Annotated in this window: 25 protein-coding genes; 8 read left to right on the top strand and 17 right to left on the bottom strand. The window is 72.8% G+C overall.

Annotated features, from left to right (window positions below):
* Positions 1-36: 36 nt before the first annotated feature.
* Complete coding sequence (locus ACGFSB_RS33005; RefSeq protein ID WP_393406938.1) at positions 37-1,047, bottom strand: ABC transporter permease; 1,011 nt, start codon at positions 1,045-1,047, stop codon at positions 37-39.
* A 108-nt stretch (positions 1,048-1,155) separates the two neighbouring features.
* Between ACGFSB_RS33005 and ACGFSB_RS33000 the strand changes: the two genes are divergently transcribed.
* The 8 genes from ACGFSB_RS33000 (at position 1,156) to ACGFSB_RS32965 (ending at position 8,296) form a co-directional block, all read left to right on the top strand.
* The gene (locus ACGFSB_RS33000; protein ID WP_393406936.1) at positions 1,156-1,776 is read left to right on the top strand and encodes a TetR/AcrR family transcriptional regulator; all 621 of its coding nucleotides are present in this window, start codon (positions 1,156-1,158) and stop codon (positions 1,774-1,776) included.
* Between the two features lie 198 nt (positions 1,777-1,974).
* A complete protein-coding gene (locus ACGFSB_RS32995; protein ID WP_361040408.1) occupies positions 1,975-2,277 on the top strand; it encodes an urease subunit gamma in 303 nt (100 codons plus the stop codon).
* A gap of 32 nt (positions 2,278-2,309) precedes the next feature.
* Entirely contained in the window at positions 2,310-2,621 is a 312-nt protein-coding gene (locus ACGFSB_RS32990; protein WP_393407002.1) for an urease subunit beta, read from the top strand.
* Complete coding sequence (locus tag ACGFSB_RS32985) at positions 2,614-4,335, top strand: urease subunit alpha (protein ID WP_393406933.1); 1,722 nt, start codon at positions 2,614-2,616, stop codon at positions 4,333-4,335. Before ACGFSB_RS32990 ends, ACGFSB_RS32985 begins: the two co-directional genes overlap by 8 nt.
* Before the next feature lie 11 nt (positions 4,336-4,346).
* Positions 4,347-5,021 carry an urease accessory protein UreF gene (locus tag ACGFSB_RS32980; protein ID WP_393406931.1) on the top strand — a complete coding sequence of 225 codons (675 nt, stop codon included), beginning with the start codon at positions 4,347-4,349 and terminating at the stop codon, positions 5,019-5,021.
* 66 nt (positions 5,022-5,087) lie between these two features.
* Positions 5,088-5,771 carry an urease accessory protein UreG gene (ureG, locus tag ACGFSB_RS32975; RefSeq protein ID WP_393406929.1) on the top strand — a complete coding sequence of 228 codons (684 nt, stop codon included), beginning with the start codon at positions 5,088-5,090 and terminating at the stop codon, positions 5,769-5,771.
* Positions 5,768-6,541 carry an urease accessory protein UreD gene (locus ACGFSB_RS32970; RefSeq protein WP_393406926.1) on the top strand — a complete coding sequence of 258 codons (774 nt, stop codon included), beginning with the start codon at positions 5,768-5,770 and terminating at the stop codon, positions 6,539-6,541. Before ureG ends, ACGFSB_RS32970 begins: the two co-directional genes overlap by 4 nt.
* A 150-nt stretch (positions 6,542-6,691) precedes the next feature.
* The gene (locus tag ACGFSB_RS32965) at positions 6,692-8,296 is read left to right on the top strand and encodes an alpha/beta hydrolase (protein WP_393406924.1); all 1,605 of its coding nucleotides are present in this window, start codon (positions 6,692-6,694) and stop codon (positions 8,294-8,296) included.
* A gap of 58 nt (positions 8,297-8,354) precedes the next feature.
* Here the strand turns inward: ACGFSB_RS32965 and ACGFSB_RS32960 are convergent, their stop codons facing one another.
* The 16 genes from ACGFSB_RS32960 to ACGFSB_RS32885 form a co-directional block, all read right to left on the bottom strand.
* Positions 8,355-8,849, bottom strand: a complete 495-nt coding sequence (locus ACGFSB_RS32960; RefSeq protein WP_393406921.1) for a YbaK/EbsC family protein — start codon at positions 8,847-8,849, stop codon at positions 8,355-8,357.
* Between the two features lie 23 nt (positions 8,850-8,872).
* Positions 8,873-9,601: a lysophospholipid acyltransferase family protein gene (locus tag ACGFSB_RS32955; protein ID WP_393406919.1), complete on the bottom strand. Its 729-nt coding sequence runs from the start codon at positions 9,599-9,601 to the stop codon at positions 8,873-8,875.
* A gap of 283 nt (positions 9,602-9,884) precedes the next feature.
* Positions 9,885-12,416 (bottom strand): hypothetical protein, encoded by a 2,532-nt coding sequence (locus tag ACGFSB_RS32950; RefSeq protein WP_393406916.1) that lies wholly within the window; start codon positions 12,414-12,416, stop codon positions 9,885-9,887.
* Positions 12,413-14,506: a hypothetical protein gene (locus ACGFSB_RS32945; RefSeq protein ID WP_393406913.1), complete on the bottom strand. Its 2,094-nt coding sequence runs from the start codon at positions 14,504-14,506 to the stop codon at positions 12,413-12,415. Before ACGFSB_RS32945 ends, ACGFSB_RS32950 begins: the two co-directional genes overlap by 4 nt.
* Positions 14,503-17,067, bottom strand: a complete 2,565-nt coding sequence (locus ACGFSB_RS32940) for a hypothetical protein (RefSeq protein ID WP_393406911.1) — start codon at positions 17,065-17,067, stop codon at positions 14,503-14,505. The genes ACGFSB_RS32945 and ACGFSB_RS32940 overlap by 4 nt, the downstream gene beginning before the upstream one ends.
* A 125-nt stretch (positions 17,068-17,192) precedes the next feature.
* On the bottom strand, positions 17,193-19,652 hold the full coding sequence (locus tag ACGFSB_RS32935; protein WP_393406908.1) for a hypothetical protein: 2,460 nt from the start codon (positions 19,650-19,652) through the stop codon (positions 17,193-17,195).
* A 5-nt stretch (positions 19,653-19,657) separates the two neighbouring features.
* Positions 19,658-20,029 (bottom strand): hypothetical protein, encoded by a 372-nt coding sequence (locus ACGFSB_RS32930; protein ID WP_393406906.1) that lies wholly within the window; start codon positions 20,027-20,029, stop codon positions 19,658-19,660.
* The gene (locus ACGFSB_RS32925; RefSeq protein ID WP_393406903.1) at positions 20,026-20,355 is read right to left on the bottom strand and encodes a hypothetical protein; all 330 of its coding nucleotides are present in this window, start codon (positions 20,353-20,355) and stop codon (positions 20,026-20,028) included. The genes ACGFSB_RS32930 and ACGFSB_RS32925 overlap by 4 nt, the downstream gene beginning before the upstream one ends.
* Positions 20,356-20,847 carry a phage baseplate assembly protein V gene (locus ACGFSB_RS32920; RefSeq protein WP_393406901.1) on the bottom strand — a complete coding sequence of 164 codons (492 nt, stop codon included), beginning with the start codon at positions 20,845-20,847 and terminating at the stop codon, positions 20,356-20,358.
* The gene (locus ACGFSB_RS32915) at positions 20,847-21,920 is read right to left on the bottom strand and encodes a phage late control D family protein (RefSeq protein WP_393406898.1); all 1,074 of its coding nucleotides are present in this window, start codon (positions 21,918-21,920) and stop codon (positions 20,847-20,849) included. Before ACGFSB_RS32915 ends, ACGFSB_RS32920 begins: the two co-directional genes overlap by 1 nt.
* Before the next feature lie 2 nt (positions 21,921-21,922).
* Positions 21,923-22,195: a hypothetical protein gene (locus ACGFSB_RS32910; protein ID WP_393406896.1), complete on the bottom strand. Its 273-nt coding sequence runs from the start codon at positions 22,193-22,195 to the stop codon at positions 21,923-21,925.
* A gap of 5 nt (positions 22,196-22,200) precedes the next feature.
* On the bottom strand, positions 22,201-22,800 hold the full coding sequence (locus tag ACGFSB_RS32905) for a hypothetical protein (RefSeq protein WP_393406894.1): 600 nt from the start codon (positions 22,798-22,800) through the stop codon (positions 22,201-22,203).
* The gene (locus tag ACGFSB_RS32900; protein WP_393406891.1) at positions 22,791-22,976 is read right to left on the bottom strand and encodes a hypothetical protein; all 186 of its coding nucleotides are present in this window, start codon (positions 22,974-22,976) and stop codon (positions 22,791-22,793) included. The genes ACGFSB_RS32905 and ACGFSB_RS32900 overlap by 10 nt, the downstream gene beginning before the upstream one ends.
* Positions 22,973-24,904 (bottom strand): ATP-binding protein, encoded by a 1,932-nt coding sequence (locus ACGFSB_RS32895; protein ID WP_393406889.1) that lies wholly within the window; start codon positions 24,902-24,904, stop codon positions 22,973-22,975. The genes ACGFSB_RS32900 and ACGFSB_RS32895 overlap by 4 nt, the downstream gene beginning before the upstream one ends.
* The gene (locus tag ACGFSB_RS32890; protein ID WP_393406887.1) at positions 24,901-26,028 is read right to left on the bottom strand and encodes a DUF4255 domain-containing protein; all 1,128 of its coding nucleotides are present in this window, start codon (positions 26,026-26,028) and stop codon (positions 24,901-24,903) included. Before ACGFSB_RS32890 ends, ACGFSB_RS32895 begins: the two co-directional genes overlap by 4 nt.
* Positions 26,022-26,774 carry a hypothetical protein gene (locus tag ACGFSB_RS32885; RefSeq protein WP_393406884.1) on the bottom strand — a complete coding sequence of 251 codons (753 nt, stop codon included), beginning with the start codon at positions 26,772-26,774 and terminating at the stop codon, positions 26,022-26,024. The genes ACGFSB_RS32890 and ACGFSB_RS32885 overlap by 7 nt, the downstream gene beginning before the upstream one ends.
* Between the last annotated feature and the right edge of the window lie 217 nt (positions 26,775-26,991).

Genomic DNA, 26,991 nt, shown 5'->3' with positions numbered 1-26,991 from the left:
AGCGGAGGCGTACGGCCGTCTCTGTGCGGTGCCGGGTCAGCCGACCGGCGCCGCTTCCCTCGCTGCCGGCGCCTCCTCGCGCACCGGAGTGGTGCGGCGCCGGAGCGAGCCGAGCAGTACGGCGGTCAGGCCGAGCAGGGCCCAGACGCCGAGGGTGAGGGCGGGGCCAGCGATGCGCGCACCGTCGAAGAACGAGACCGAGCGCAGGAGGGTGCCGCCCGCTCCCGGCGGCAGCAACTGGCCGATGTATCCCACCGGTTCGGGCAGCAGCTGCGGTGCGGACGTCACGCCGGAGAACGGGTTGCCGAGCAGCACCATCGCAAGCGCGCCGACCCCGATGCCCGCCGTGCCGATGAGCGCGGCGACCCCGGCGACCGTGCCGCTCACCGCGAGCGTGGAGAGGCTCAGCACCCCCGCTTCCGCCCACCAGTTGCCCGTCAGTACGCCCAGCCAGGTGTGTGCAAGGGCGGCGGCGACCATGCCGACCGCCGCGGCGGCGATGGTGAGGGCGACCGCCGCGCGGATGCCGCGCAGCCCGAGCATCGTCACGATCGCACCGGCCGCGACGCCCGCGATCGCGAGCGGCAGGACGCTCGCGCCGAGTGCGGCGCCCCGCGGGTCGGCCGAAGGCGCGGCCACCACATCGGTGGTCGTCACCTTCGTCCCTTCCGGGGCCTGACCGGCCACGGCCTTCTCCAGGAGCTGGGCGACCACGGGGCTCGCGGCCGTCGCGGTCAGCAGCTTCATCCCCTGCGGCGTGACGGCGACCGCTCCGTATACGGACCGGTCCTTGATGGCTTCGCGGGCCGCGCCTTCATCGGCGTAGCGATGGACATCGAACGCCCCCTTCTGCTGCTGGAGCTGAGACTGAAGGGGAGCCGTCGCCGTGGCGGGCCCCGCGACGCCCAGCGGGAGGTCGCGGGGAGCGGTCCTCGCGGCGGGCCAGGCGAAGGCCCATAGGGCGAACGCCGCGATCGCGGAGACCAGGACGGCCACCGCCACGATGCGGCGGCCCTGCGGGGGTGAGGTGGCGGGCGGCGTGGACATGGCCGGGCTCCATTTAAAGAGAAGGATCGTTCGTTTTACGGGATGTCCTCACTGTGCTTCCGGCGCGGACGCTTGTCAAGAATGAATGTTCGTTCTATTTTTGACGGCATGGCCCGCGTATCCCAGGAGCACCTCGACGCACGACGACGCCAGATCCTCGACGGCGCCGCCCTCTGCTTCGCCCGCAACGGCTTTCACGCCACCTCGATGCAGGACGTGCTCAAGGAGGTCGGCCTCTCGGCCGGAGCGGTCTACCGCTACTTCCGGGGCAAGGAGGAGCTGATCGGGGCGATCGTCGGGGAGGTCCTCGAGTGGATCCAGGCGACCTTCGAGGCCGCTGCCCAGGAGACCCCACCCCCGCCGCCGGACGTCCTTGTCGGCCGCGCCCTGACCCAGGTGCTCGGTCGGAGGCCGGGGGTGGCGGAGGAGACGGTCGACTACCTCCCGCGCCTGATCGTCCAGGTGTGGGCCGAGACCCTGCGCAACGAGGAACTCGCCGCCGTCCTGAAGCAGGGGTACGCCAAGGTGCGGGTGGCCTGGGTGAAGATCGTCGAGGGGTATCAGGCGGCGGGGATGATGCGTGACGACATCCCGGCCGACCATGTCGCGCGGGTGATGGTCGGCGCGGCTCAGGGGTTCGTCGCTCAGCTGGCGCTTTTCGACGAGGTTCCGGTCGACGCCCTCCAGGACGGCCTGCGGGGCCTGATGAGTATGGGGAAGCCCAGCTGATGGTCATGGGACGGTCAAGCGCTGGTTAACCTCGTTGAAACTCCTCCCAACTAGCCTGCAATGCCACGCCACCAGGGGTTTTCGTAGCCGGGGTGCGCAAGATCGACGCGCTGCTTGTGTGTTACATCTATATCCGTCGCGGTGGCCGCGGCAGCCGGGCCCCGCACGGTCCGGAGCGAGGACTGTGAGGTGGGACGCGTGCAACTGACGCCGCACGAGCAGGAGAGACTGCTCATCCATGTGGCCGCGGATGTGGCCGAGAAGCGAAGGGCGCGGGGGCTGCTGCTCAACCACCCCGAGTCGATCGCGCTCATCACGTCCCACATTCTCGAGGGCGCCCGGGACGGCCGTACCGTCGCCGAACTCATGTCGTCGGGGCGCAAGGTGCTCACCCGCGACGACGTCATGAGCGGCATCCCGGAGATGATCCACGACGTCCAGGTCGAGGCCACCTTCCCCGACGGCACCAAGCTCGTCACTGTCCACGACCCGATCGTCTGACGGGGGCCCGGCACATGAGTCCCACGCAACCCGTGGTCCCCGGCGAGATCCTCTTCGCCGACGAGCCCGTCACCTTCAACGAAGGCCGCGAGGTCACCGCCCTCACCGTCCTCAACGCCGCCGACCGCCCCGTCCAGGTCGGCTCGCACTACCACTTCGCCGAGGCCAACCCCGGTCTCGACTTCGACCGTGCCGCCGCGCACGGCAAGCGGCTCAACATCGCCGCCGGCACCGCCGTGCGCTTCGAGCCCGGAATCCCCGTCGACGTCGAACTCGTCCCCCTGGCCGGTCTGCGGATCGTGCCCGGACTGCGCGGCGAGACCGGAGGTGCCCTCGATGCCTGAGCTGTCCCGTGCCGCGTACGCGGACCTGTTCGGCCCCACCACCGGCGACCGGATCCGGCTCGCCGACACCGACCTCCTGGTCGAGATCGAGGAGGACCGCTCCGGCGGCCCCGGACTCTCCGGCGACGAGTCGGTGTTCGGCGGCGGCAAGGTCATCCGCGAGTCGATGGGGCAGTCGCGCACGACGCGCGCCGAAGGCGCCCCCGACACCATCATCACCGGCGCCGTGATCATCGATCACTGGGGCATCGTCAAGGCCGACATCGGCATACGCGACGGCCGGATCACCGGAATCGGCAAGTCCGGCAACCCGGACACGATGGACGGCGTCCACCCGGACCTCGTCATCGGCCCTGAGACCGAAGTCCTCGCGGGCAACGGCAAGATCCTCACCGCAGGCGGCATCGACACCCACATCCACTTCATCTCGCCGACCATCGTCGACGAGGCGCTCGCCTCCGGGGTCACCACCCTCATCGGCGGCGGCACAGGACCGGCCGAAGGCAGCAAGGCCACCACCATCACGCCGGGTTCGTGGCACCTGGCCCGGATGTTCGCGGCGATGGAATCGAGCCCCGTCAACATCGGCTTCCTCGGCAAGGGCAACACGGTCTCCAGCGAGTCCATGCACGCCCAGCTGCGGGCCGGAGCCGTCAGTTTCAAGATCCACGAGGACTGGGGTGCGACACCCGCCACCATCGACGCCTGCCTGAACGTCTGCGAGGACACCGGGGCGCAGCTCGCCGTCCACACGGACACCCTCAACGAAGCGGGCTTCGTCGGCGACACGTTCAAGGCCGTCGCGGGCCGCACGCTGCATGCCTTTCACGTCGAGGGCGCGGGCGGCGGGCACGCCCCGGACATGATCACGGCGGTGTCCCTGCCGAACATGCTCCCGAGCTCCACCAACCCGACCCGGCCGCACACCGTCAACACCATCGAGGAACACCTCGACATGCTGATGGTCTGCCACCACCTCAACGCGGCGGTCCCCGAGGACCTCGCCTTCGCCGAGTCCCGGATCCGGCCCACCACCATCGGGGCCGAGGACATCCTGCACGACCTCGGCGCCATCTCGATCATGTCGTCGGACTCGCAGGCCATGGGGCGCATCGGCGAGGTCGTCATGCGTACGTGGCAGACCGCGCACGTGATGAAGCGACGGCGTGGCTTCCTGCCGGGGGACACGCGGGCCGACAACCGGCGTGCGCGTCGCTACGTCGCCAAGTACACGATCAACCCCGCGGTCGCGCAGGGCTTCGACCACGAGATCGGCTCGGTGGAGAGCGGCAAGCTCGCCGACCTGGTGCTGTGGGATCCGGCGTTCTTCGGCGTCAAGCCGCAGGTGGTCATCAAGGGCGGGCAGATCGCGTACGCGCAGATGGGTGACGCGAACGCCTCCATTCCCACGCCGCAGCCGGTCCTTCCGCGGCCCATGTTCGGCGCCCGGGGCGCGGCACCGGGGCTTAACTCGGTCAACTTCGTGACCCAGTCAGCTTTGGATGACGGCCTGCCCGAGCGCCTCGGTCTGGCCAAGGAGTTCACCGCGATCCGCTCGACGCGAGGCCGTACGAAGGCGGACATGCGCGAGAACGATGCCCTCCCGAGGGTGGAGGTCGCCCCCGACAGCTTCGCCGTCACCATCGACGGGGAGCTCGTCGAGCCGTCGCCCGCCGCCGAACTGCCGCTCGCGCAGCGGTACTTCCTGTTCTGACGGGCGCTGTCATGTCCAGAGCCGCACTACTTGTTCTGGCCGACGGCCGGTTTCCCGCCGGAGGGCACGCGCACTCCGGCGGGGCCGAGGAAGCCGTCAAGGCCGGGCGGATCACCGGCGCCGCGAGCCTGGAGACGTTCTGCCGGGGCCGGCTGCACACCACGGGGCTCGTGTCCGCCGCGTTGGCGTCGGCCGCCGCCCTGGGGATCGATCCACTGGAGCTCGACGAGGCCGCCGACGCGCGGACACCTTCCGCTGCTCTGCGGGTCGCGGGGCGGCGCCTCGGGCGGCAGATGATGCGGGCCGCGCGGGCCGCGTGGCCCGATCCCTCGCTGGACCAGCTGGCCGCCGCCAGGCCCAAGGGCGCGCACCAGCCCGTCGTGCTCGGGCTCGCGGCCCGTGCGGCGGGTCTTGGGGCACAGGACGCCGCGTACTGCTCCGCGTACGAGTGTGTCAGCGGGGCCGCGACGGCGACCGTGCGGTTGCTGAGCCTTGATCCGTTCGACGCCACGGGTGTGCTGGCCCGGCTTGCGCCTGAGCTTGATCTTGTGGCGCGGGCCGCGGCGGAGGCTGCGCGGGCTGCCCTTGAGCAGGGGGTCGATGCGTTGCCTGCGGCGTCGGCGCCGCTGCTTGAGGTCGGGGCGGAGGCTCATGCGGCCTGGCCTGTGCGGCTGTTCGCCTCCTGAGGAACACCCGCCCCCCCAGCCCCGTCACCCAGGGCGAAATGAACTTTGAACCATAGGAGTCGCACCATGCACCTAGACCACTCCCACGACGAAGCCGCGGCCGTGAGTGCTGACGCGCACCGCCCCGACGGACGTCGCCGGGCGCTTCGGATCGGGCTCGGTGGGCCCGTCGGGTCCGGAAAGACCGCCACTGTCGCCGCACTCTGCAAGGAGCTGCGGGACGAGCGTGCCCTCGCTGTCGTCACGAACGACATCTACACCCGCGAGGACGCCGAGTTCCTGCTGCGTGAGGCCGTCCTGCCGCCCGAGCGGATCACCGCAGTGGAGACCGGCGCCTGCCCGCACACCGCGATCCGTGACGACATCTCCGCCAACCTGGAGGCCGTGGAGGACCTGGAGGACGAGGTCGGGCCACTGGACCTGATCCTCGTCGAGTCCGGCGGGGACAACCTCACCGCCACCTTCTCCAAGGGGCTCGTCGACGCGCAGATCTTCGTCATCGATGTCGCGGGCGGCGACGACATCCCGCGCAAGGGCGGGCCTGGCGTCACCACCGCCGATCTGCTCGTCGTCAACAAGACCGACCTCGCCCCGTACGTCGGCTCCGACCTCGCCGGCATGGCCGCGGACGCCAAGGCGCAGCGTGCCGAGCTGCCCGTCGTCTTCCAGTCGTTGAGGTCGGACGAAGGTGTCGGCCCTGTCGCCGCCTGGGTACGTGCGCAGTACGCCGCCTGGACCGCGTCCGCATGAGCGTGGACACCGTCGTGGCATCCGGAGTGCGCGGCACCGCCCGCATCACCGCGCGCGGCGACGGGCGGGGTGGCACCGTCCTGCCCGTGCTCGACGGGCAGGGGCCGCTCGCCCCGCGCCGCACCCGGTCGGCCGGAACAGGTGCCCAGGTCACCCTCGTCGGAGCGATGAGCGGCCCGCTCGGGGGTGATCACCTCACCGTCGAGGCCGCCGCCATCGACGGGGCCCGGCTGCGCATCGGTTCGGCGGCGGCCACCCTGGCCCTGCCGGGGCAGTCGAAGGAGGCGGCGCGGTACGACGTGCGGATCACTGTGGGTGACGATGCGGAACTCTGCTGGCTGCCGGAGCAGTTGATCTCCGTGCGTGGCAGTGAGCTGCGGGTCAGCACGCGGGCCGAGCTCGCCGGGAGCGCGAGCCTTGTGCTGCGGGAGGAGCAGGTGCTCGGGCGGACCGGGGAGGAGCCGGGGCGTCTCACCAGTCGGCTCACCGTCCGGCGGGCCGGCCGGCTCCTCCTCGACCAGGAGCTCTCCTGCGGGCCCGGCGCACCCGGCGGCTGGGACGGTCCTGCCGTCCTTGCGGGGCATCGGGCGATCGGGCAACTCGTCGTCGTACGACCGGAATTCGAGCAGAACAGGCCCCAGCCCGCGCTTCTCGGCGACACGGCCGCGCTGACTCCGCTCGCCGGGCCCGCCGTCCTGGTCACCGCGGTCGCCCCGGACGCGCTGCGGGTCCGCCGCGTCCTCGACCAGGCGCTGCGCACACTCACGTGAACGGGGCATAACCGCTCAGCGGAGTTCCGTGCACCGTCTATCGGATTGGTAAAGAAATACCTGCCCGGTCTGTCGCACTGAACCCGTTGACCGACAGGATCCTCCTACTGTTCGAAAATCGACAGGGAAATCGACAGGGGGAGGAACCAGTTGAGACGCACCACAGCATTCGGCGCCGCCGGCACGCTGATCACGGGCTCGCTCATAGCGGGCGCGATCATGGCGCCGGTTGCCAATGCCGACGCCCGCCAGGGCAGCGGCGGCGCTGACGCCCGTCAGCGCACCAGCTCGGAGGCGCGCGGTGTCGCGCTCGCCGCGCAGCGTGCCGCCAAGGCCGGTATCGACTGGCAGGCGTGCCCCGCCGACTGGGGTCTGGACAAGGCGATCAAGTGCGGCTTTGTCACCGTCCCGCTCGACTACGCCAAGCCCGACGGCAAGAAGATCAAGCTTGCCGTCGACCGCATCGGCAGCACCGGGACGAAGAAGGAGCGCCAAGGCGCTCTTCTCTACAACCCGGGCGGCCCCGGCGCCTCCGGGCTCCGCTTCCCCAACCGCGTGGTCACCAAGGCCCCGCTCTGGGAGAAGACCGCGAAGGCGTACGACTTCGTGGGCTTCGAGCCGCGCGGTGTCGGGCATTCGGCGCCCATCTCCTGCGTGGACCCGCAGGAGTTCGTCAAGGCCCCGAAGCTCGACCCGGTGCCGGACTCCGAGGCGGACAAGGGTGCTCAGCGCAAGCTGGCCGCCGAGTACGCGGACGGCTGTGCCGAGCGCAGCGGCGAGATGCTGCCGCACATGACGACGCCGAACACCGCACGTGACCTGGACGTCATCCGGGCCGCGCTCGGTGAGAAGAAGCTGAACTTCCTCGGCGTCTCCTACGGCACCTACCTCGGCGCGGTCTACGGGACGCTCTTCCCGTCGCACCTGCGCCGTATGGTCGTCGACTCGGTGGTCAACCCCTCGAAGAAGAAGATCTGGTACGAGGCCAACCTCGACCAGGACGTCGCCTTCGAGATCCGCCTCAAGGACTGGATGAAGTGGGTCGCCAAGTACGACGCCACCTTCCACCTGGGTGACACGGCGGAGAAGGTCAGCGAGCAGTGGACCAAGCTGCGTGCCGCCGCGAAGAAGGAGCCGCTGGGCGGGACCGTCGGCCCCGCCGAGCTCATCGCGTACTTCCAGAGCGCTCCGTACTACGACTCCGCCTGGGTGGAGATCGCGACCAACTGGAGCAAGTACGTCGCCGGTGACGCGAAGCCGCTGATCGAGGCAGCCAGCCCCGACCTGTCGGACACCGCGGGCAACATCGCGTCGGAGAACAGCAACGCCGTCTACACGGCCGTCGAGTGCGCGGACGCCAAGTGGCCCACGAGCTGGCAGAAGTGGGACCGCGACAACACCCGCATCCACCGCGACAACCCGTTCATGACGTGGTCCAACGCCTGGATGAACCTGCCCTGCGCGACCTGGAAGAGCAAGCAGCACGAGCCGGTCGAGGTCAAGACCGGCAAGGGCCTGCCGCCCGTCCTGATCGCCCAGTCGACCCGCGACGCGGCCACCCCGTACGAGGGTGCCGTCGAGCTGCACAAGCGGTTCAAGGGCTCGCGTCTGATCACGGAGAAGGATGCCGGATCGCACGGCATCACGAACCTGGTCAACCCGTGCCTCAACGACCGTGTCGAGGCGTACCTGCTGACCGGCAAGCTGGACAGCAAGGACGTGACGTGCACCCCGCACGCCACGCCCAAGCCGTAATGGTCTGCCGCTAGGCATCTGAGTAAGGGGCGACCGGGATCTCCCGGTCGCCCCTTCGCTATGCCGCCTCCTGCGCGATCGCGGCCCTGCGCGGCTCGGCGATCGCCTCGTAGTCCGCGGTCCGCAGCGCCAGCGAACGGTCCAGGCGCGCCGCGTTGAAGAACAGCTCGTCGTGGGCCAGGAGCGCCGGGTCCACGACCAGTTCGAGCTCCGGGTCGAAGGAGAACGGCAGGATCGTGCCGCTCACGCTGCCCGCGAGCCGCTCGGCGGCCTCCTGCGTGGCGAACCCCGCGTACGTACCGCCGAGCAACTGCTTGACGGCGTTCAGGTCGACGCGGCGGTCACCGGGCACCACCGCGAGCACGTACCGCTTCGTCTTCTTGCCGATCTTCACCATCACCACGATGCACTTGGCGGCCTGCTGGAGGGTGTTGCCGCGCAGCGCGCTCACCGCCTCCGTGGCGCCCTGTGCCTCGTGCTCGATGACGCGGTACGCCGCGCCCCGCTCATCGAGGAGTCCGACCAGCTTGGTGTACAGGCTGTGTTCGCTCATGGGCACGACCGTATGTCAGGACCTCAACTCAGCGGCATCCGGGGGAATTTCCGCCTGCTCGCCGCGGCGGCCCGCTCGGCCTCCTCCGCCTTCACGACCGCCGCGTACTTGTCGACGTACTCCTGTCCTGAGAGCCCGAGGATGGCGTACATGATCTCGTCCGTGACCGCGCGAAGGACTGCCTTCTCGTGCTCCATGCCCGCGTAGCGCGAGAAGTCGAGGGGAGCGCCGAAGCGGATGGACACACGCTGGAAGGTCGGCCACTTCTGGCCCGGCGGCTGCGCCTCGAACGTGCCGATCATCGCGCACGGGATCACCGGCACCTGCGCCTTGAGCGCCATCGCGGCGACGCCGACCTTCCCCTTGTACAGGCGGCCGTCGTGCGAGCGCGTGCCCTCCGGATAGATGCCGAGCAGCTCGCCCTTGCGCAGTACGCCCAGCCCCTCGCGGATCGCGGCCTGGCCCGCCTCCTTGCCGGAGCGGTCCACCGGGATCTGCCCTGCGCTGTGGAAGAACGCGGCCGTGAGGCGGCCCCGGATGCCGGGCCCCGTGAAGTACTCGGCCTTCGCGAGGAAGGTGATCCGCCGCCTGATGATGGCGGGCATCAGGAAGTGGTCCGCGAACGACAGGTGGTTGCCCGCCACGATCGCCGCGCCGGATTCCGGAATGTGCTCGAGCCCCTCGATGCGCGGCCGGAACATGAGCCGCAGCAGCGGCCCGAGGACGACGTACTTGAGCAGGTAGTAGAACACCCGTTGCTCCTTGACGTAGGTGGACCGGCCTGGGTGCTGCGTCGTCGCAGGTCACGGGTCCTCGCGCAGCGGTCAGTTTAAGTGCGCCACTCCCACGGGAGAAGGGACCGAAGCCTGGTGGCCTCGGTCCCTTCGTGTAACTGTGTGCCCGGCTAGAGGAGTCGAACCCATTGAGCTTGCGGAGACGGCGAACCGCACCCCGAAGATCACGCCCAGCGCACCTAGCGCATTACCGGAACACTTCAGACGTACTGCGGAACCGGTGGCCCGTCAAGGTCCGCCGTTACGCCAGGAACAGAGGCATGGCTATGTTGCGTTCCTGCTCCGTCAGGGCGAGGTCCGGGGCGACCAGGGCCGCGGACGCGCCCTCGGCCGCGGTCTCGCTGACGCGCCACAGGCGGTTGGCGGACACGGGGCGCTCCGAGACGGCGACGACGCGCACGCCGGTCGTGAACCGGGTGAGGCTGGAGTCGCGGACGACGAGGCGGGCGCCGCGCCTGCCGTGGACGCGGATGGCGTCGGTGGGGGAGTTCTCCAGGTTGCCGCGCCGGGCCAGATCCGCGACGGTGCCCAGCACCGAAAGGCGCAGCGCGTCGGCGACGAACACCGCGTGCCGGGCGCGGTTGTAGACGGCGGGGAAGCTCACCTGGATCACATTGCCGGAGATCAGCACCTGACCGGCCGCCGGGCCGCGCGCGGTGCCGACGTGGATGCCCTGCGCCGCCCCTTCGATGACGTTGTCGGAGATACGGGCGGTGGCCAGGGTGTGCCCGGCAAGGACGATGCCCTGCAGCGCCCCGCCCAACTGTGCGGCGGTGGTGGCCGCGACGAGCGTGTGCAGCCGGTCGCGTGGGCCCGCGTCGATCCGGTCGCGGGCCACGGTGCGCCGGGCCAGGCTCAGGGAGAGCCCGGGAGTGCGGGCCATCAGGGCGGCGACCGCCGACTGGAGACTGCTCCGGATCTGCGTCAGTTCGGGCCCGTAGCGGGTCGTGCTGGGGTCGGCCGCGATACGGGTCAGTTCCGTGGCGATCAGCACCGGGGAGATCCTGATCGGCGTCGCCGTGGGGACGTACTGGATGCGATTGCGGCTGACGAGCGCGGAGCTCGCGTCGAGGATGAGGATCCCGATCTGGCGGACACCCACCTCCAACCGGTTGTTCTCGAAAGCCACTTCGGGCACCACACCCGCGGCGAAGGGGCCGCGGAAGGTGAGGCAGGTCTGGGACCGTTCATCCCCGGGGGAGTCCACGCACGCCACGTCGCAGTCGCGCACCCGGACCTTGGTGCACCCGGTGAAGGTCAGCGCGCCGTCGAGATGCTCGCCGCCCGGGGCGCCCTCGGCGCGCAGCCCGCGGACCTCGACCTCCGCGCAGCCCTCGAAGAGCAGCGCGCCCTCGCTCAGCGTGGGGGCCAGGACGGTCGCGGGGCCGACACCCGTGACGACGATCCGGCGGCGCCCGATCACCCGTACCGGCGAATTGAGGACGAACCGGCCCGCGGCCAGGCAGAGTTCACCCCCGGTCGACGGCAGCTGGTCCACCGCTGCCTGGAGATCCTCGCCGGGGAAGGCGGTGACCGTGCAGGTACCGCGCGGTAGCCGGGTCAGCTGCGGGAACCTGGGGCGGCCGTCCTCGATCACGGTCTGGGCGCTGAAGTCGACCAGGGCGAGGGGCAGTGCGGTGTGCGGGGTGCCGTCCGGTGGTGCCGAGGTGAGCCGTTCCACGCCCTCCGCCGAGGCCGGGCGGAGCCGGGCACCCCACCAGTCGCCCGGCAGGTAGGTCCCGGCGCCCGCACTGAACCGCAGGCCCAGGTCGGCGCCGTGCACGGTCGCGGTGACCGGGGCGGTCGCGCCCACGGCCTGGCCGTCCCAGCGGCGGACCACCAGGCCGGTCGCGTCCTGTGGCGCGGACACCAGGCGGTTCAGTACGAGGACGTCCCCGGCCACGTCCGGCGTGACGGAGACGACCGTGTACAGCTCGCCGTGCGGCAGCCGGTCCGCGCGCCGGGTGCGCCAGCCGACCTCCACCAGGTCCTGCTGGGCGAGTTTCACCGCGGGCGAGGCCGCGAGGGTCACTTGGGTGCCACTGAAGGTCTTGATCCGGGCGGCGGTCGCTCCGTTGTCGGCGGCCCAGACGAAGCGCGCGGTGGCCGCGGTGCCGCCGTCCAGGACCTCGACGCGCAGGATTCCGTCGGGCAGCAGGCCGAGCGGATCACCCGGCGGGTCGCAGGGGTCCGGCGTCGTGGTGGGGCTGGTCCGGGTGACGGTCAGGCGGCCGGTGGAGAGCCGGGGGAAGGCGAGGGCGTCCAACGCCGCCCGCGCGGAGCCCAGCACGGTGGGCACGACCCGCACCCGGTAGCCGACTCGGGTGCGGGCGCCCGCGTCCAGCGGCTCCAGGGCGGGGTCGGCGATCTCCTCCCAGTCCTCGGCGGGCTGGAGGTGCTCGCTGAACACGTCGAGGAAGACCACGGCTCGCCCGATGCCGGGGAGGGGCGGCGGGCTCTCCTGGGAGAAGTAGAAGAACGGGGCGGGCGCGAACGCGCACAGCCCGTCCGCCCAGATCCGCCCGGCCTGGACGGTGACCTGGCGCAGCGCGGGGAGCACGTTCGGGACGAAGCCGACCTGGAACGCGGGACTGCCTTCGGGCACCCCGCCCGAAGGCCCGACCACGTCGCGGAACGCGTCGGCCGCGGCGCGCGCCGACGCGTCGAGGTTGAGGTTCCACTCGTGGTCCAGGAGGACCCGGCCCTGCTGCATCCGCGCACCGGTCCAGCGCTCCGCGTCCCGCAGCGGGACCTTGGTGTAGTCGCCGGTCATCGTTCCTCCCAGGGTGCGACGGACACCTCGGCGGTGAGGCCGAGGGGGGTGAATTCGCCGATCCGGCGGCGGAGTTGGCGGATCCGAAACGCGCGCCGCGAACGGTGGTACGCCCCCACTTCGCCGCCGTCGCCCGCGGCGGCGAGCAGCGGATGGTCGGGTTCCAGCTCCAGGCAGTAGTAGCCGGACGACTCGAACGCGTCGGAGACGAAGGCGGGGGCCGGCGCGGTCACGGAGCGATACGTCGCCGGGTGCCGGGCCGGGGTGGTGAGTGCGGGCCCGAGGTAGCTGGTCCGGATGCACCCTTCTTGTTGTTGCACGGCATCCACCCCGTCCGCGAAGACACAGTCGCGGGCGTCGACGGCGTCCGCCCTGACAGGTCCCGCGAAGGTGACCGAGTCGGCGTGCAGCACCGGGCCGAAGCGGTTGACCTGGGCCACCGCGTCCGTGCGCACGCCTTCGTCCGCCGGGCCGCACGCGCGAAAGCGGCGCAGCCGGCCGTCGACGACGCACTCGGTCAACTCGACGGGCAGCGCCGAAAGTTCGGCCCGGACCGGGCCGAGCACGCAGCGCGTCGCGCGGAGATCGAGTTCCCAGGCGTCCGGGTCCGTACGCAGCCCGCCCGCCCCCGGATCCATCGTGAGGCCATCGGCGAAGAGCCCGGCGAGCCGGGGCCCGGCGGTCAGTGAGCCCTTGAGGAAGAAGCCCTCCAGGCTGACGCACGCCCCGGCGAGGTCCAGCGTGAGGTCGCCGACGACGACCGGGGTCGCGAGCGGTGGCGCGACGATGCGCCAGCGTGGCAGCCGCGGCGTGAAGGACTGCGGCGGCGGCGCTTCGAGGCGGTCACCGGCGAGCAGCCGGATCTCCACGTCAGGGACTCCGGCAGCGGATTCCTCCGGTGCGAGGCCCGCGCTGCGCTGCTCGGCCAGCTTGAAGGCGTCGGCGAGGGAGCCCACGACACCGGGCCCGCTGCTCTTCGACACCTCGACGACCACGCGCGCCGCCGGATCGGTGTCCGCGAGGGCGGCGAGCGCGCCGACCCGGCCCGGCACCGCCCGGTACCAGGTCGCCCGCACCGGCCCTGCGAGCTCGCTGCCGAGCTGGACGAACCCGCGCTGCGTGTCCACCAAGACCTGGAATCTCGAAGGGGGCGCGGCAACCGCCCCCGTGGGCGGCACGCTGCCGAACCGCAACTGCTCCCACAGCACGGCACCCGCGGGCGTGGACAGCGAGATCAACGGCGGCTCCGCACCGGGCACCGTGGCCAGCGGGTGAGTCGCGGCGAGCGTCAACGAACCGCCGTACGTGATGTCCCCGGGGCCGGCGAGCGCCTCCAGGACGCGGTAGGTCGCCCGCGTCGGAGCGTCCGACTCGTCGCCCGTGCGGTTGGCCGGATCCGCGCCCTCGGCGGCCACCCGCGCCTCACGGGGCCGCAGATACAGGGGTGCGGCGATGCCCAGCGGATGCAGGGCGAACCGGCCCTTGAGCTTCGTCTGGTCGAACGGCGCCGCCTCGGTGGCGACCAGCTGCCGTACGGACCACGGCCATACGACAGCGGTGACGGACCGCGGCGTCCACGGCCCGGCGGGGCGCACACCGCGCCTGCTTCGCTCGAACGGCGTGCCGAGTCGTTTCACCGACGCCCTGTCGCGCAGGTCGAGCGCGGCGGTCCGGGGCGGCGGCGGATGACCGAGGCGCTGCGTCCACAGCGTCGTCTGCCAGCCCTCGCTCACACGCGCGATCAGCCCCGTCACGGCGAACGCGAAGTCCTCGAGGGCGGCCGGAGTGCCCTTGCGCCGCCGCAGAGCGACCGCGTGGGCGACCTCGAGCCGCTCGGCGTCCTGCCCCAGGCCCAGCAGGGCACCGATGTAGGGCACGGCCCAGTCGGCGCAGCTGTCGATGAACAGGTCGTCGTACGCCCGCTGAATGTCCTCGGAGAGCAGCCGCCGCTGCCGGTCGACGGCGGCCAGCAGCGCGTCGAGGAGGCGTGGCCCACCGGGTTCCGCCGCGTCCCGTAGAGCGGACGGCAGCCAATGCGCGACCCCGTCCGGGTCCGCGGGCGTCACCGGCTGCGGCGGGGGCTGGGTCATGGCTGCTCCACCCGGATCGTCAACTCATCGGCCAGTGCGAGGAGTTCATGGCGCTCGGCGAGGACCCGCACCGGCGAGTCCGCGCCGACGTGCAGGGCGAGCGCGAAGACGCCCAGCACGCCCGGCACTCCATGGATCACGGCCAGGACGTCGGAGCGGTCAAGGGCGCGGCCCAACGGCCGTTCCGACGGGTCGAGCGGGCCGCCGCTCCGGGTGAGCGCCGCCCGCACGGCGCCGGTCACCTCGCCGGGAACGCGGCGCGGATCCACGGACACCCCACAGGAAAGGGGGAGTTGGCTCACGACCGCCCCCGCGACACACAGCGGCACCGTCACATCCCGGCGGCCGTCGAGGAACGCGGCGAGCGCCCGCACCTCCTCCTCCGCCGGAGCCTTCGGCCGCCCGTCCGCCGCGAGCCGCAGGAAGGCCACATGCTCACCCGTGCCACCGCAGCCACAGCCCGGCGGTCCCGCGCCGTGCCAGGCGGTCGAGTGACTCACGCCGGGGAAGGCGAGCGCCAGATCGGCCAGGTCGGAACGGGAGACCGCACGGCCGAACGCACGGGCCCGGCCCGGGGCGAGGCGCACGATACGCCGCTCGTCGTCCTGGTCTGCGCCCCCGCTGGTGGGCCCCGCACCGCGCACCCCGGTCACCCCGGGCACCCGGCCGAGGAGTGTGTCGATCACGCCGGACGGCACCTCGCCCGCCGTACCGCCACCCGTGCGGTGCGTCTCGGTGACGTTGCCGCGTCCGGTGGGCAGCCGCGCCCCGGAGGCGCCGTCGCCGAACCTGACGCGCTGCGACCCGTCGGCGTCCAGGAGGGCGGCGTAGGCCTCGGCGGGACCGGCGCCGAACAGCGAAGGCAGCTCCTGCCACCGCACCCCGCCGACCCGGACCTCCAGACTGGACACGATGCTGCCGTCGGCGGCCACGTCATGGGCCACCGGCGGCCTGGCCACCGCCATCTCCTGCCCCGGCAGGGCGGCGTCACCGCTGCCGAGGGTGCCGGACTCGCTGCGGCCGTGCCGGACGGGCAGCAGATTGGCACAGGCAGGGGCGCGGCCGACCGGGGCGGTGCGCACCGGGTCGTCGGGCGCGAGAGCCAGGTCGAGGACCAGCCCGGCGGGGAGCGGGGGTCCGGGGAACGGCGTGCCGGGGGCCGGTCCCTGAGGCGCCTCCTGATCGGCCGCGGCGGCACACGCGTACACACGCCAGTCGCTGTCCCGCGGACCGCCGCGGACGGCGATACGGGACGGAGTCTCGACCGGCGCGGGGAACACCCGGACGCGGGCGGGCCCTTGGGTACCGATCAGGTCGGGGATGACATGGGTACGGGCCACCACGCGGCGGTCGACGACATAGGCGGTCACCGGCAGCCTCGCGCGGAGCGCGCCCCCGAGCGTGGGCACGTTGCCGGCGAAGTCGAGACGGGACGCGCGGGTGCGGGTGCCGGGGGCGGCGAGCCAGTCGACCGGGGCGTGGCGGTCGGCCGTCACGATGTCGCAGGCTCCCGTCTGCCAGTCGACGAGTGCGACCGTGCGCTGGGCGGAGAGTTCCTCCAGGGCCGCGTCGAGCACGAGATGGCGGGCGGAGAGCGGGGCGTCGGTCGTCGTGTTGTAGAAGGGGCTGCCGAGGGGCACGTTCGTCGGCGTGCCGGTCGCCGACAGGTGCACCAGGTCGGTGAGCCGCCGTGCGCTGCCCGCGGTGGCGAGCACACGGTAGGCGGCGAACGGCGTGGTCTGAGGACTCAGCAGCTCCTTGAGATCGCGGTCGAAGGTGACGACGACCGTGCCGAGATCCTCCGCCCGCTCCTCCACCACGGCCAGTGCGACGGGCCGGCTCTGTGCGGGCTGAGCGAGACCGAGGAGCTGCAACAGCCACAGCCAGTAGTCGAACCAGTCGAAGCCGGCCGGCAGCACCGGCAGGCCGGCCCCCCGCTCCGCCACGAACAGCACCCGGTCGCCGGGCCGGAACCCCGGCTCCCGCAGGAACCGCATCGACCGGCCCTCGGGCAGCGCGGGCCGCGGCACCGGCGTCACCGTCAACCCGGCCCAGTCCGCCCGCAGTTGTACGTCCCTCTCGACCTCGAACGTCTGGGCGTCCCGGCCCGGCACGGCGGGAGACTGCAACCGGGTCCCGGCCGGTACCAGCGGCGACGCCCCCCGGTCGGTCTCCGCGACGGCCCAGCCGCGCGCGGCGACCCGGGGGCGCGGCCGGAAGCCCACAAGTGCCGCGATGCGCCGCAGGTCACGCCAGTCGGACGCGGCGGTGAGGAAGGCCTCGGAGGTGGTCAGCGAGGTGTAGGCGGCCACCCCGTCGGCGACGTACGCCCACAGCCGGGCCAGCGGCAGTGCGGCCGGATCCCCCTCGATGTCCCAGCCCCGCCCGAGCACCGGCGCCCCCGGCGCGGGCCTGCTCTGCTCCACGTCCCGGATCAGGGCGGCCAGGAAGTCGTCGAAGGTGCCGATCGCGCGGTCGGGCCGCGGCAACCCGGCCGCGGGCGCGGGAGGTTCGAGCGTGGGCAGGTGCTCACCGCAGGGGCGGCCGGGGGTGCAGCTCATGTGTCACCTCGTACGGTGTCGTCGGGTCGAGTCGGGCCGACTCGACCCGGCCCGGGATGTGTGGCGCCGCGGGGCGACGTTCCCCGCCGCGCGGCCCGCGCGGCGTCGCCTGCCCCCTGCCGCTCTCATGCGCCGCCTCGCACCGTGATGTCGAGGCGGCCGCGCTCCGGCCTCGCGGGATCGTCGTCGAGCACGGGGAGCTCCGCCGCCCCCACCCGAATCACCTCGTGCACCGTGCCCGGAGGTTCTCCGCTCCGGCGTGCCTCGAGCAGCTCGACCCCGTCGACGCCCGGAACCGCGGCGACGGCGGCCAGCGCCGCGGACACGTACACCGGCTTGCCCAGCTCGAGGCGGGAGGAGTGGAAGAGGCCCGGCCGCGCGGCGGTGCCGGGGCGCAGTGCCGTCAGGGCCGCGCGCCGGATCGCCTCGGGGTCGTTGCCCGGCAGCGCGCACAGACGCAGGGCGATGAGGAGACCCACCGGCGCGCCCTCGGCGACCGTCGCCTCGGTCCCCAGCATCCGGATGTCCGCCAACAGCACGTCCAGGGACGCCAGTCGGGACGCGTGATCGGCCGGGTCCGACGTGTCGAGCAGGTCGACGACCGTACGGATCAATGGCCAGGAGCCCGACGTGCCGCGCTCCGCCGCCGCCCCTTGCACGCCCGGCACGCGGGCCGCCGCGACCGCGTGGTCGGCGGTGGTCACCGCCCGGCGCGGGGTCACGGCGAACGCCTCGGGCGCGTCACGGCGCACCACGTCGAGTGCCGCCGCGTCCCGGCCGCCGGTGGCGGGCAGCGGATTGCGGGCCACGAGCGAGGGCACCGCCTGCCAGCGCGGGGGAGCGCCGAAGTCGAGCGGGTCGGCCGTGTCGTGCTCCAGCAGACGCAGCGCGTTCGCCGGTACGTTGCCCACCGCGCCGCCCCCGGTCTCGTACCGCGCCGCGACCCCGTCGGCGAGTGGGGGCAGCAGCCCCACCGCGCCGGTGCGAAAGCGCAGCAGGGGTGGTTCGTGGTCCTCGAAGTCCAGGACGCAGGCGAGTCTGCCCGGCGAGGTCACATCGAGCAGCGCGCGTACCTGGTCGACCTCGACCCGCGGGCCGGAGGGCAGCGCGGCACGGACCTCCAGGAGGTAGGGAACCCCGGTGGGCCGCAGGGCGACGCCCGCCCCGCCGCGCCCGGGAACTCCCGCGGAGGTCAGCGCGTACTCCCCGGGCACCCCGCCGTCCCGCCGCCGCAGCACCCCGGTGCCTGCCACCAGGCGGCCGTGGTGCGCCGGCACCGCGTTGCCGCGCGCCACCGTCACCTCCGCGCCCCCGGCGCCGGTGTCCACCGACGCCGGATACGCGCGCGCAAGCGCTTCCGCCGCCGCCCAGCGCACCCGGTACAGGCGCAGCTCGGGCGGGGCCAGCGGATCGTCGAACTCGGCGACCTCGGTGAGGCTGACCGCGGTCGCGCGGCGGCTGGGCAGCGGCTCACGGAACCGGGGCCGCCCGTCCGCGCCGACGGCGGGCCAGTCCGTCCCCGGGAGCCGCGCCGCCCAGTCCCGGTGCCGCGCGAGGTCCTCCGGATCGACGGCTTCGAACACCAGCTGGTCCCCGGCGCGCAGCCACGGCGCACCCGGCGCGTCGGTGGGCCTGGGGCGCACCAGAACGCACTCGGTGGCGCCCTCGGGAAGGCAGCACAGGTCCTCGCCCCAGTCGTAGAGCGCGATCTCGCCGAGCCCCGGATGGACCACCCGGTCCTCCTCCAGGACGAAGCCGAGCCCGGCGCCCTCATCGGCGACCGCCGTGTCCCCGCGCACCACGTGGACCGTTCCGCCGCTCGGGTCCGCCTGTAGCAGGACGAGGGTCCGGGACGACGCTGCCTCGGGCACCTCGTAGTCGACCAGGTGGGCGTGGCGGCGCACGGACGTGCGCAGCCGGGCCGTCTCCAAATAGGCCTCGGTGGCCACCCGGTCGAGTCGGTAGTGCAGCAAGTCGCCCACATGCGCGAAGAGTTCGAGCACGGTGATCACCGGATCGGCCGGTGACAGGTCCGCCGTCGGGTCGTCGCGGCGCAGGAACTCCACGAGGGCGGCGCGCAACGACTGCCAGTCGCGGGCGAGATAGTCGTGCACCGGGGACGGCCCGGCCGTCGCCACGGCCGCCTCGGGTGTGGCACACGCCCCGGGGTCCGGGCACTCCGTACGCAGCCGCACCGGCAGCCGTACCCGGAGCGGATCGAACGGGATCGGCGGCAGCGCGGGATGCGTTCCGTCGGCGGGCCGCTGCGGGAACACGGACAGGAGGTGCCGCCCGGCATCCGCCCGCCCGTTGATCCGCAGCTCCACGTGTGGTTGTGGCGCTGCCACCACCAGCGCGGAAGCCACCTCGGCCCGCCGCCCACCGGCCGGCGGCCGCAGCTCCCAGCGGCGCGGGTCGGCGAGGGCGGCAGGCGGGTCCGCGTACAGCCAGACGTCGACGGCGATTCCCCCCGGGACCGGCCGCGCACCCGCCGCCCGCAGCCCGTGCGCGGCGGCACCCGGGGCGCGCAGCCGGGCGGGGCGGTGCAGTGGGGGACAGGCGGGAAGCAGCGGGTCTTCGGCCATCGCCCTCACGCCTCCAGTCGCGCCGTGACGGTCGCCACGGGTCCGGGCGGGCTCTGGGGGCGGTAGTCGACGGTGATGTCCAGGGTGGAGTCGCCGACCCGCGTCACCGTGATCCGGTCCACCAGGACGCGGCCCGCGAGTTCCCGTTCCAGGGCGCCCTTCGTGCGCATCTCCAGGAGCCCGTCCAGGAGTTGGGGCAGCGGCTCGAAGAGCGCGGTGGCGCCGAGGCCGGGGCCGAAGCCCGGCCGGTGCAGCCGCTCGGTGGCGCCGGTGAGCAGCACCAGACGTACGAGATCGGCCAGATGCCCCGCCTCGTCGGTCACCGCGACGCGACGCCCGGACGTCAGCCGGAACGGATGCTCGGCCGCCGCGCTCATATCGCCTTCACCTTCGTCTGGAAGCCACTGACCTGGGCGGTGCCCTGCGGGGCCCCGGCCGCGTTGACGCACAGCGCCAACGAGTCGGACAGCAGCACCGCCTTGCCGCCCGCCGTCACTTTGGTCGCGGGCAGCTGCCACTCGACCCGCAGGCAGGGTGACGGGGCGGTACCGATGGTGAAGGCGCAGCCGCTGATGGTGGTCGCATCCTGGGCCAGGGCCACCTTCCGGCCGCCCACCAGGAGTGTCGACGACGGTGTCAGACGTCCGTTGCCGCCGTGCGGACAGGCGATGGTGATTCCCTCGTGCAGGAGATGGCCCGGCACTCAACTCACCTCCAGAGAACCGCCGTTGAAGGAGATCTTCGAAGACGTGACCTCGATCTTCTGCTTCTTGAACTCGGCCGTGATGCCGCTCGCGTCCATCCGCACGACCGCCCCCGAGGCCGCCGTGAGCCGCAGCGCCCGGTCCCCCGACGGCTCGTCGATCAGCTCGATCTTGTGACCGCCCGGCGTGATCAGCAGCACCGCGTTCGGTCCGGCCCCGGGCACGCCGTTCCCGTCCGACCACACCGCGCCCGACCACACGGGGACCCGGCTCACATCGCCCGCGGGCCATTCGACGAAGACAAGGGCCTTGACGGGCGGCACGGCGGCGAAACCGATCCCGGGCCCCGCCCACGGCGAGCTGGGCAGGCACCAGCCGGACGTCTCCTCACCGAGCACCTCCGGCACCCGCACCCGCACCCGGCACAGGTCCTTGGGATCCTTGTTGTCGGTGACCTGGCCGATGTACCGGCCGTGGAATCGGTCCGTCATTACAGTCCTCCCAAGCCGAACCCCGCGGTGCCCAGGGCGTTGCGCCGCAGGGTCACCTCCTGCCGATGGGCCTCCAACGTGACGACATGCCGCACCCGGTCCACCAGATAGCCGCCGGACAGGACCGGCCCGAGGCCCCGCACCAGGACCGTGCGCCGGGCCCTCAGCAGCAGGCCGGTCCGGTCGGTGTCCAGGGCTGCTGTGAGGGTCACGCCGTACGCACTGCGCAGCGCGCGCCCGGTGGCCGCCTGCTGTACGTCCACCTCTCCCGCCACGTCCTGCGGCGCGAGCAGCTCGGTCACCTGGGCAGCGAGCGACACCTCGGCCATCGCCTCGTCGTCGCCCGCCGCGTCGTGGGTGACGGGGGCGGCGGCAAGCGGCGGTATCCGACGGGCCAGCACCCGCCGCCCGGCGAGCAGGTCGACCCGCACCTGCGCCTGGTGGGCGTCCCCGCCGAAGCCGAGCGCCAGCTCGCCCTGGGGCTCGGCGAGCGGCGTGAGGGGGTGGAAGTGGCCGGTCACCTGTCCGCTGTCGTCGGCCTCCAGATACGCCACATACCCCCATTTCACGGCCAGTTCGCGGACGAAGGCCCAGTCCGTGCCGCGCTGCATCACCGTGTGCACATCAGGGTCGAAACCGGCCGGCGTCGGCTCGACCCGCGCCCGCAGTTTGTGCTCGGTGAAGATGGTCTCGGCGATCGCGCTGTCGCGCTGACCGGGCCAGGCGACGGCCTTCTCCTCGCGGTCCAGATCCAGGCTGCGGTCGACCGCCTTGACGGTGAGCGTGGAGCGCCCTTCGGCGTCCAGGTCCCAGACGGCCTGAGCGGAGTAGCCGTCGAACAGGTAGCTCCTGCCGTCCCGTTCCAGGCGCACGGTCAGCGGCGTACGCGGAGTGACGAGCGGGTCGAGGAGGCTCGGCCAGCCGCCGGTCGCGTCGGGATCGACGCGCATCGTGACCGTCGCGGCGTCGGCCTCGTCGGTAGCCTCCTCGGCCCGCACCTCGATCACCGCGTCCAGCGCGTCACGGCCGACTTCCGTGCCGTCGATCTCCAGCAGCATCCGGGTGGGGGGCACGGTCAGCCTCCCGGCAGGTCGACGGCGATGCCGGGGGTCTCGAGCCGGGTGGCGTCCGCGAACGGGTTGGCGTCCGCGACGCGCCACCACTGCGTGGAGTCACCGGTGAGTTCCGCCGCCATCAGATCGAGGCGGTCACCGGGCGCCGTAAGCCGCTGCCCGCCCGGCGGCGGCGCGGGCGCGGTGCGCGGCGCCGACATGGTACGGACGGTGCCGTCGGGCAGCGTCACGGACAGCAGCGGCTGCCGGGCGTAACGGGACGAGGGATCCAGCACGCCGCTCACCCGCCGAGCTCGGACATCTGCGGCAGTTGCAGCACGGCCTTGACCTCGCGCAGTCCCTGGTAGAAGTCGGCGGCGAGGCGCGCGAGGCGGTCGTTCTCGGGGAGTTCGGCCCTCAGGAGCACGGTGAGCCCCAGGTCCGCTGTGGCGTGCACCGGGTTGAGCGCGCTGTCGAACGCGGTCTCCTGGATCGTCAGGGATTTCAGCGTGACCGGCGTGATCCTCCCGGGTCCCCAGACGAACAGCGTCAACGGCAGCCGTCCGGCGGGGATCGCCGTGCCCTTGGACGCCCCCGGGATGCGCGGCAGGACCTGGCCGCCGACCGGCTGCATCAGCATCTCGATCGCGGCGAGCCGGGGCCCGATGCCGAACGCCATCGTGATGGCGCCCTCCGTCTCCAGGCCGTCGGTGGCGTCCAGTTCGAGCTTCAGCGCGTACGTCTCCCTCGCGGGCTGTGCCGCGGCGCTCGCGCTCGCCCCGCTGGGGCCGGTCAGGACGCGCGTGACGTTCACCGGGTTGTACTGGAACGACACGATCACCGGCACGAGCCCGAGCAGCGGGTCGGAGTACGAGAGCAACATGCCCTTGATCAGCGCCATGGACCCGCCTCCCGCAGGACGTGCGCGGCCACGGCCTGCGCGACGGTCGCCTCCGGCCCCTCGGGAACCGGGCGCCCCGCGAGGCGCGCGGCGATCAACGGCCGCAGCAGAAAGGGGTCGGGGGCCACCGGGACCTCCACCGTGATGCCCGGTGGACCTGTCAGGTGATCGGTCATGCCGTCTCCTCCGCCCAGACCTTGCCGAGCTTGTCGTATTCGCGCCGCAGCGCGTGGGTGAGATGCGCGGGCCGTACGCGTCCGCCGTCCGACGCGGCGAGGAACGCGGCCGCGAGCGCCGCGTTCCGCACCGAGCCGCCCGCGAGCTCCCGCCGGGACAGGGCGTCCACGTCCAGCTCCTCGCAGGGCGCGTCGGCGGGGAACGAGCGCAGCCACAGCTCGCGGCGCAGCGCCCGGTCCGGCAGTTCGAAGCGGATGGAGAAACGCAGCCGCCGCAGGAACGCCTCGTCCAGCGCCTGCTGTTTGTTCGTCGCGAGGATCACCAGGCCGGTGAACGTCTCCACCCGCTGCAACAGGTAGTTGACCTCCAGATTGGCCCAGCGGTCGTGGGCGTCACGCTGCTCGGTGCGCTTGCCGAACAGCGCGTCGCACTCGTCGAAGAACAGCAGCGCGCCGCAACGTTCCGCGTCGTCGAAGGCGAGTGCCAGGTTCTTCTCGGTCTCGCCGATGTACTTGGAGACCACCGCCGAGAGATCGATACGGAACAGGTCCTGGCCGAGACCGTTCGCCAGCGCCTCGGCTGCCATCGTCTTTCCGGTGCCGGGCGGCCCCGAGAGGAGCACCGCCACGCCCTGCCCGCGCGGCAGCCGCGCGCGAAACCCCCAGTCGTCGAGGACCACGTCCTGTAGGGCGACATGGGCGATCACCTCGTCGAGCTGGGCCCGCACATCGGCCGGCACGCTCAGGTCGTCCAGGACGAAGGCGGGCGTCAACAGGTCCGCGAGACGCCCCAGTTCGTGGCGCGGCAGACGCCGGGCGGCACGCCACACGTCGTCCACGGTCCAGTCCCGGCCCGCCGCTGCCGCCTCCGCGCGCGCCTGCGTCAGGGCGGCGGCGGCCTGGGTCCCGTCGAGTGTCAGCCGTGCCCCGAGCCGCCGCCCCTGCGCGCGCGCCTCCTCGGGCGCGAGACCGGCGGAGCCCAGGGCCCGATCCCACGCTGTGGCGCGATCCGCCGGGGACGGCTGCGGTACGTCCACCACCTGTACGCCGCACGGATCCGAATCGGCGCTGCCCCAGCCGATCAGCGCACCGTCGCCGGGCGACCAGGCCAGTGCGGGCAGCCGGTCCGCGGGCAGTACGGGAACGTACCCGCCGAAGCGCGCGGCGACGCGCACTTCGGGGTCGCTCAACTCCCGTGCGTTCAGTGGCAGTCGGTCGATCTCAGCCGTCGCGTCGTACGCCATCCCGCTGAGGTCTCCGGACCCGCGCAGGAGGACACCGCCGCCGAGCAGTGCGGCGATCCGCGCGGTGAGGGCGGTGCGGGCGTGGGCGCGCACCGGGTGCGGTGCCGTACCGGGCAGCGGAAGCCCCGAGAGGAGGCGGCGGGCCGTCGCCGTCAGCGCGAGTGGCCCTTCGGGGCCGGCCCCCGGGGCGAGCACACCGAGACGGATCAGCGGATCGGCGGGCTCCCAGGACGGGGGAGGCGCCGCGCCGAACGGCAGGAGAACGAGGCGCAGGAGCGAGGCGGAGGCATGGCGCCGTGCGCCGTCGTCGTGACCGCAGCCGAGCAGCACACCGAACTGCGGGTCGGTCTCCGCCCACCAGACGGCGGCGGTGGTCAGCCGCTCGACGGGGTCGAGGCCGAGGGCGGTGCACAGCCGTGCGTACGGCTCGTCGCGGACCGTGGGAACCATGACGCCCGCGAGGTGCGTACCGAAGTGCAGCCGCGTCGCCTCGTCCGCGCCCGGCGGCGTGCCGACGGTGCCGAACAGCTTCTGGAGGTCCGTGACATCGGTCGCCGGGCCCCACACCGACCGCAGCCTGCCCAGATAGCTGCCCAGCGCGCAGCACAGCGCGTCGAGGGCGGAGCCGATCGCCGGGCCGGGCGCGGAGTCCGGGGCGGGCACGGGTGCGGCGGCCTCGCTCATGAGCGCACCTCCACGGGACGCGGCTCGCCCGCGAGGCGCCGGGAGCGCAGCGACACCATGGGCCGGCCGGGCCGGTCCGGCACATCGAAGGTCACCGAGGTGGAGGTGACCGCCACGGTGGGGACCGCGACCCCGTCGAAGAAGAGCTCGGTGTCCGCGCCGCAGTGCGCGGTGGCCAGGGTCACCCGGCCGCCCACGGTCAACTGCCCGTTCCCGGGCACCGATACGACGACCGGGGCCACGGCGAGTGCGACGCCGCCGTGCCCTATGGGCAGACCGTCCGCGCTCGCCACGGCCACCAACTCCCTTACACCGGGCGCCAGATCGTGCCGGGGAAGCCGGAGTGTGAACTCCCCCTGCTCCTGCGCGACCGTCGTCATCGGCCACCCCGGCGGCCCATGGCCCGGGGGGTCGCCCGGCGCCGCCGCGAGGAAGAAGGTGTCGCCGGGCCCTGCCCCTTCGACGCGCACCGAGGTCGTGGCGTCACCGCCGATGCGGTCGGGGCGCGGCGCTCCGAGCCGGGGTCCCGGGGACGTGGACGACAGGGTGCGCACGGACGAGACCGGCGGCGCCTCCGTGTGCGTACGCTGCGGCTCGATCACCACCAGGCTCACCGTGTACGCCACCGAGAGACGCAGTGGTCTGGTGGAGGCTGTCCAGAGCTTCGAGTAGTTCTCGAGGTCGAACTCCTCCAGCGTGATGCGCAGGGGCTCGGCGAGCGCGGGCTCGGGTGACGGGAGGAAGGGCGACCCCGGGCTGACGATGGGACTCTCGTGCAGGCGGCGCATCACGGCGGCGAGCGAGGTGTGAATGATCTGCTCCGAGTCGCCCCCGGTGGTCGGGGTCGCGCCGTACGCGCTGAGGAGATAGTGCAGTTGTACGGCGAGCGGCGGGGCGCCCATCGAGGTACGGCTGCCCGTGCGGGGGTGCTCCATGGAACGGAACGCGGTGTTCGGCGAGATCCGGTAGAGGAACCAGTTCAGCCGGGGCCCGGGGTCGTCCCGGTCCAGCGGCCCGACCGTGACCGCGGGCTTCGCGCTGATACCGGCATCGACGAACCCCGCGTCGGTCAACCGCTTGAGCGTCTCGTCGACGGCCATGAACGCGTTCGCCGGGGTCACCATGCGTCACCGCGCCGGGAGCGGCCCTGCCTGCGGTCGGCCAGTGAGGCGAGAGGGTCGGGGGCGGCGGGGGTGGAGACGGGCGGTGACACGACGGTGATCTGCCCGATGTGGACGTCGGGGGCGCGAGGCATGGTGCCGGGTGAGGGCTCGTGGGTGGCGGGTGAGGGCTCATGGGGGGCGCGTCGAGCTACGAAATCGCCTGCGTCATACGGGAATTCGCCGGATGCGAAGGTGGATGGCCGCGCCACTGCCTCGATCTCCGGGCTTGCGGATGGGGCGCCGTCGGCCGGGGGCCGGATGTCTCGTGCGGGGGTGGGCACGTCTGCGCGGGCCAGCCGGGAGAGGAGGCCGGTAGGGGTGGCAGGGCCGGGCGCGCCGCCCCCGGCGGCCGGAGCGTCACGTGTCTGCCGCGCGGCGTCGATGCCCCGGCTCAGGACTCGATCGAGACTCCCGGCCAAGGGTTCGGCACGGCTGCCGACCGAGGCTCCCGCGTCCGACCTGAGGCCGGCGGCTTCCCGGGTTGCTGATGGCTCGGCACTCACCCGGGCCGCCGCGCCCGGCTCGGGGTCGGTGCCCGGCGGGCTCACCGCGCCAGGGCCGACGATCGCGCCCCGCCTGGTGCCTGCTCGATCCCCGGCAGTCATCCCTGAACTTGCTCCCGCCTCAACCTCGTTGTCGGCGTGGGCCCGAGGGGCCGCCGTGGCCGAAGACTTCGCCGCCTCGGATGCGGCGCTGGTATCGGGCATGACTCCCACAGGGGCCCCGGTGATCACACGCGCCCGAACGGCTGCCGAGTCCGGTCCGCCACCCGTGCTTGCGCCGACTACGGCGCCCGCGCCGGTGCGTGCCTTGACCTGGGCAACTGCCGCTGAGCCGCAGCCGGTGTCGGGCCCGGCACCTGAACTGGCGCCGGCTCCGGTACGTGGCGTGGCCGCCGGATGCGACCCGATATCGGCCTGGGCC

The organism is Streptomyces sp. NPDC048441, from assembly GCF_043200235.1.
GTDB lineage: Bacteria > Actinomycetota > Actinomycetes > Streptomycetales > Streptomycetaceae > Streptomyces.
The sequence above is the reverse complement of the archived record's forward strand: the minus strand, read 5'-3'. Positions and strand labels throughout refer to the sequence as shown.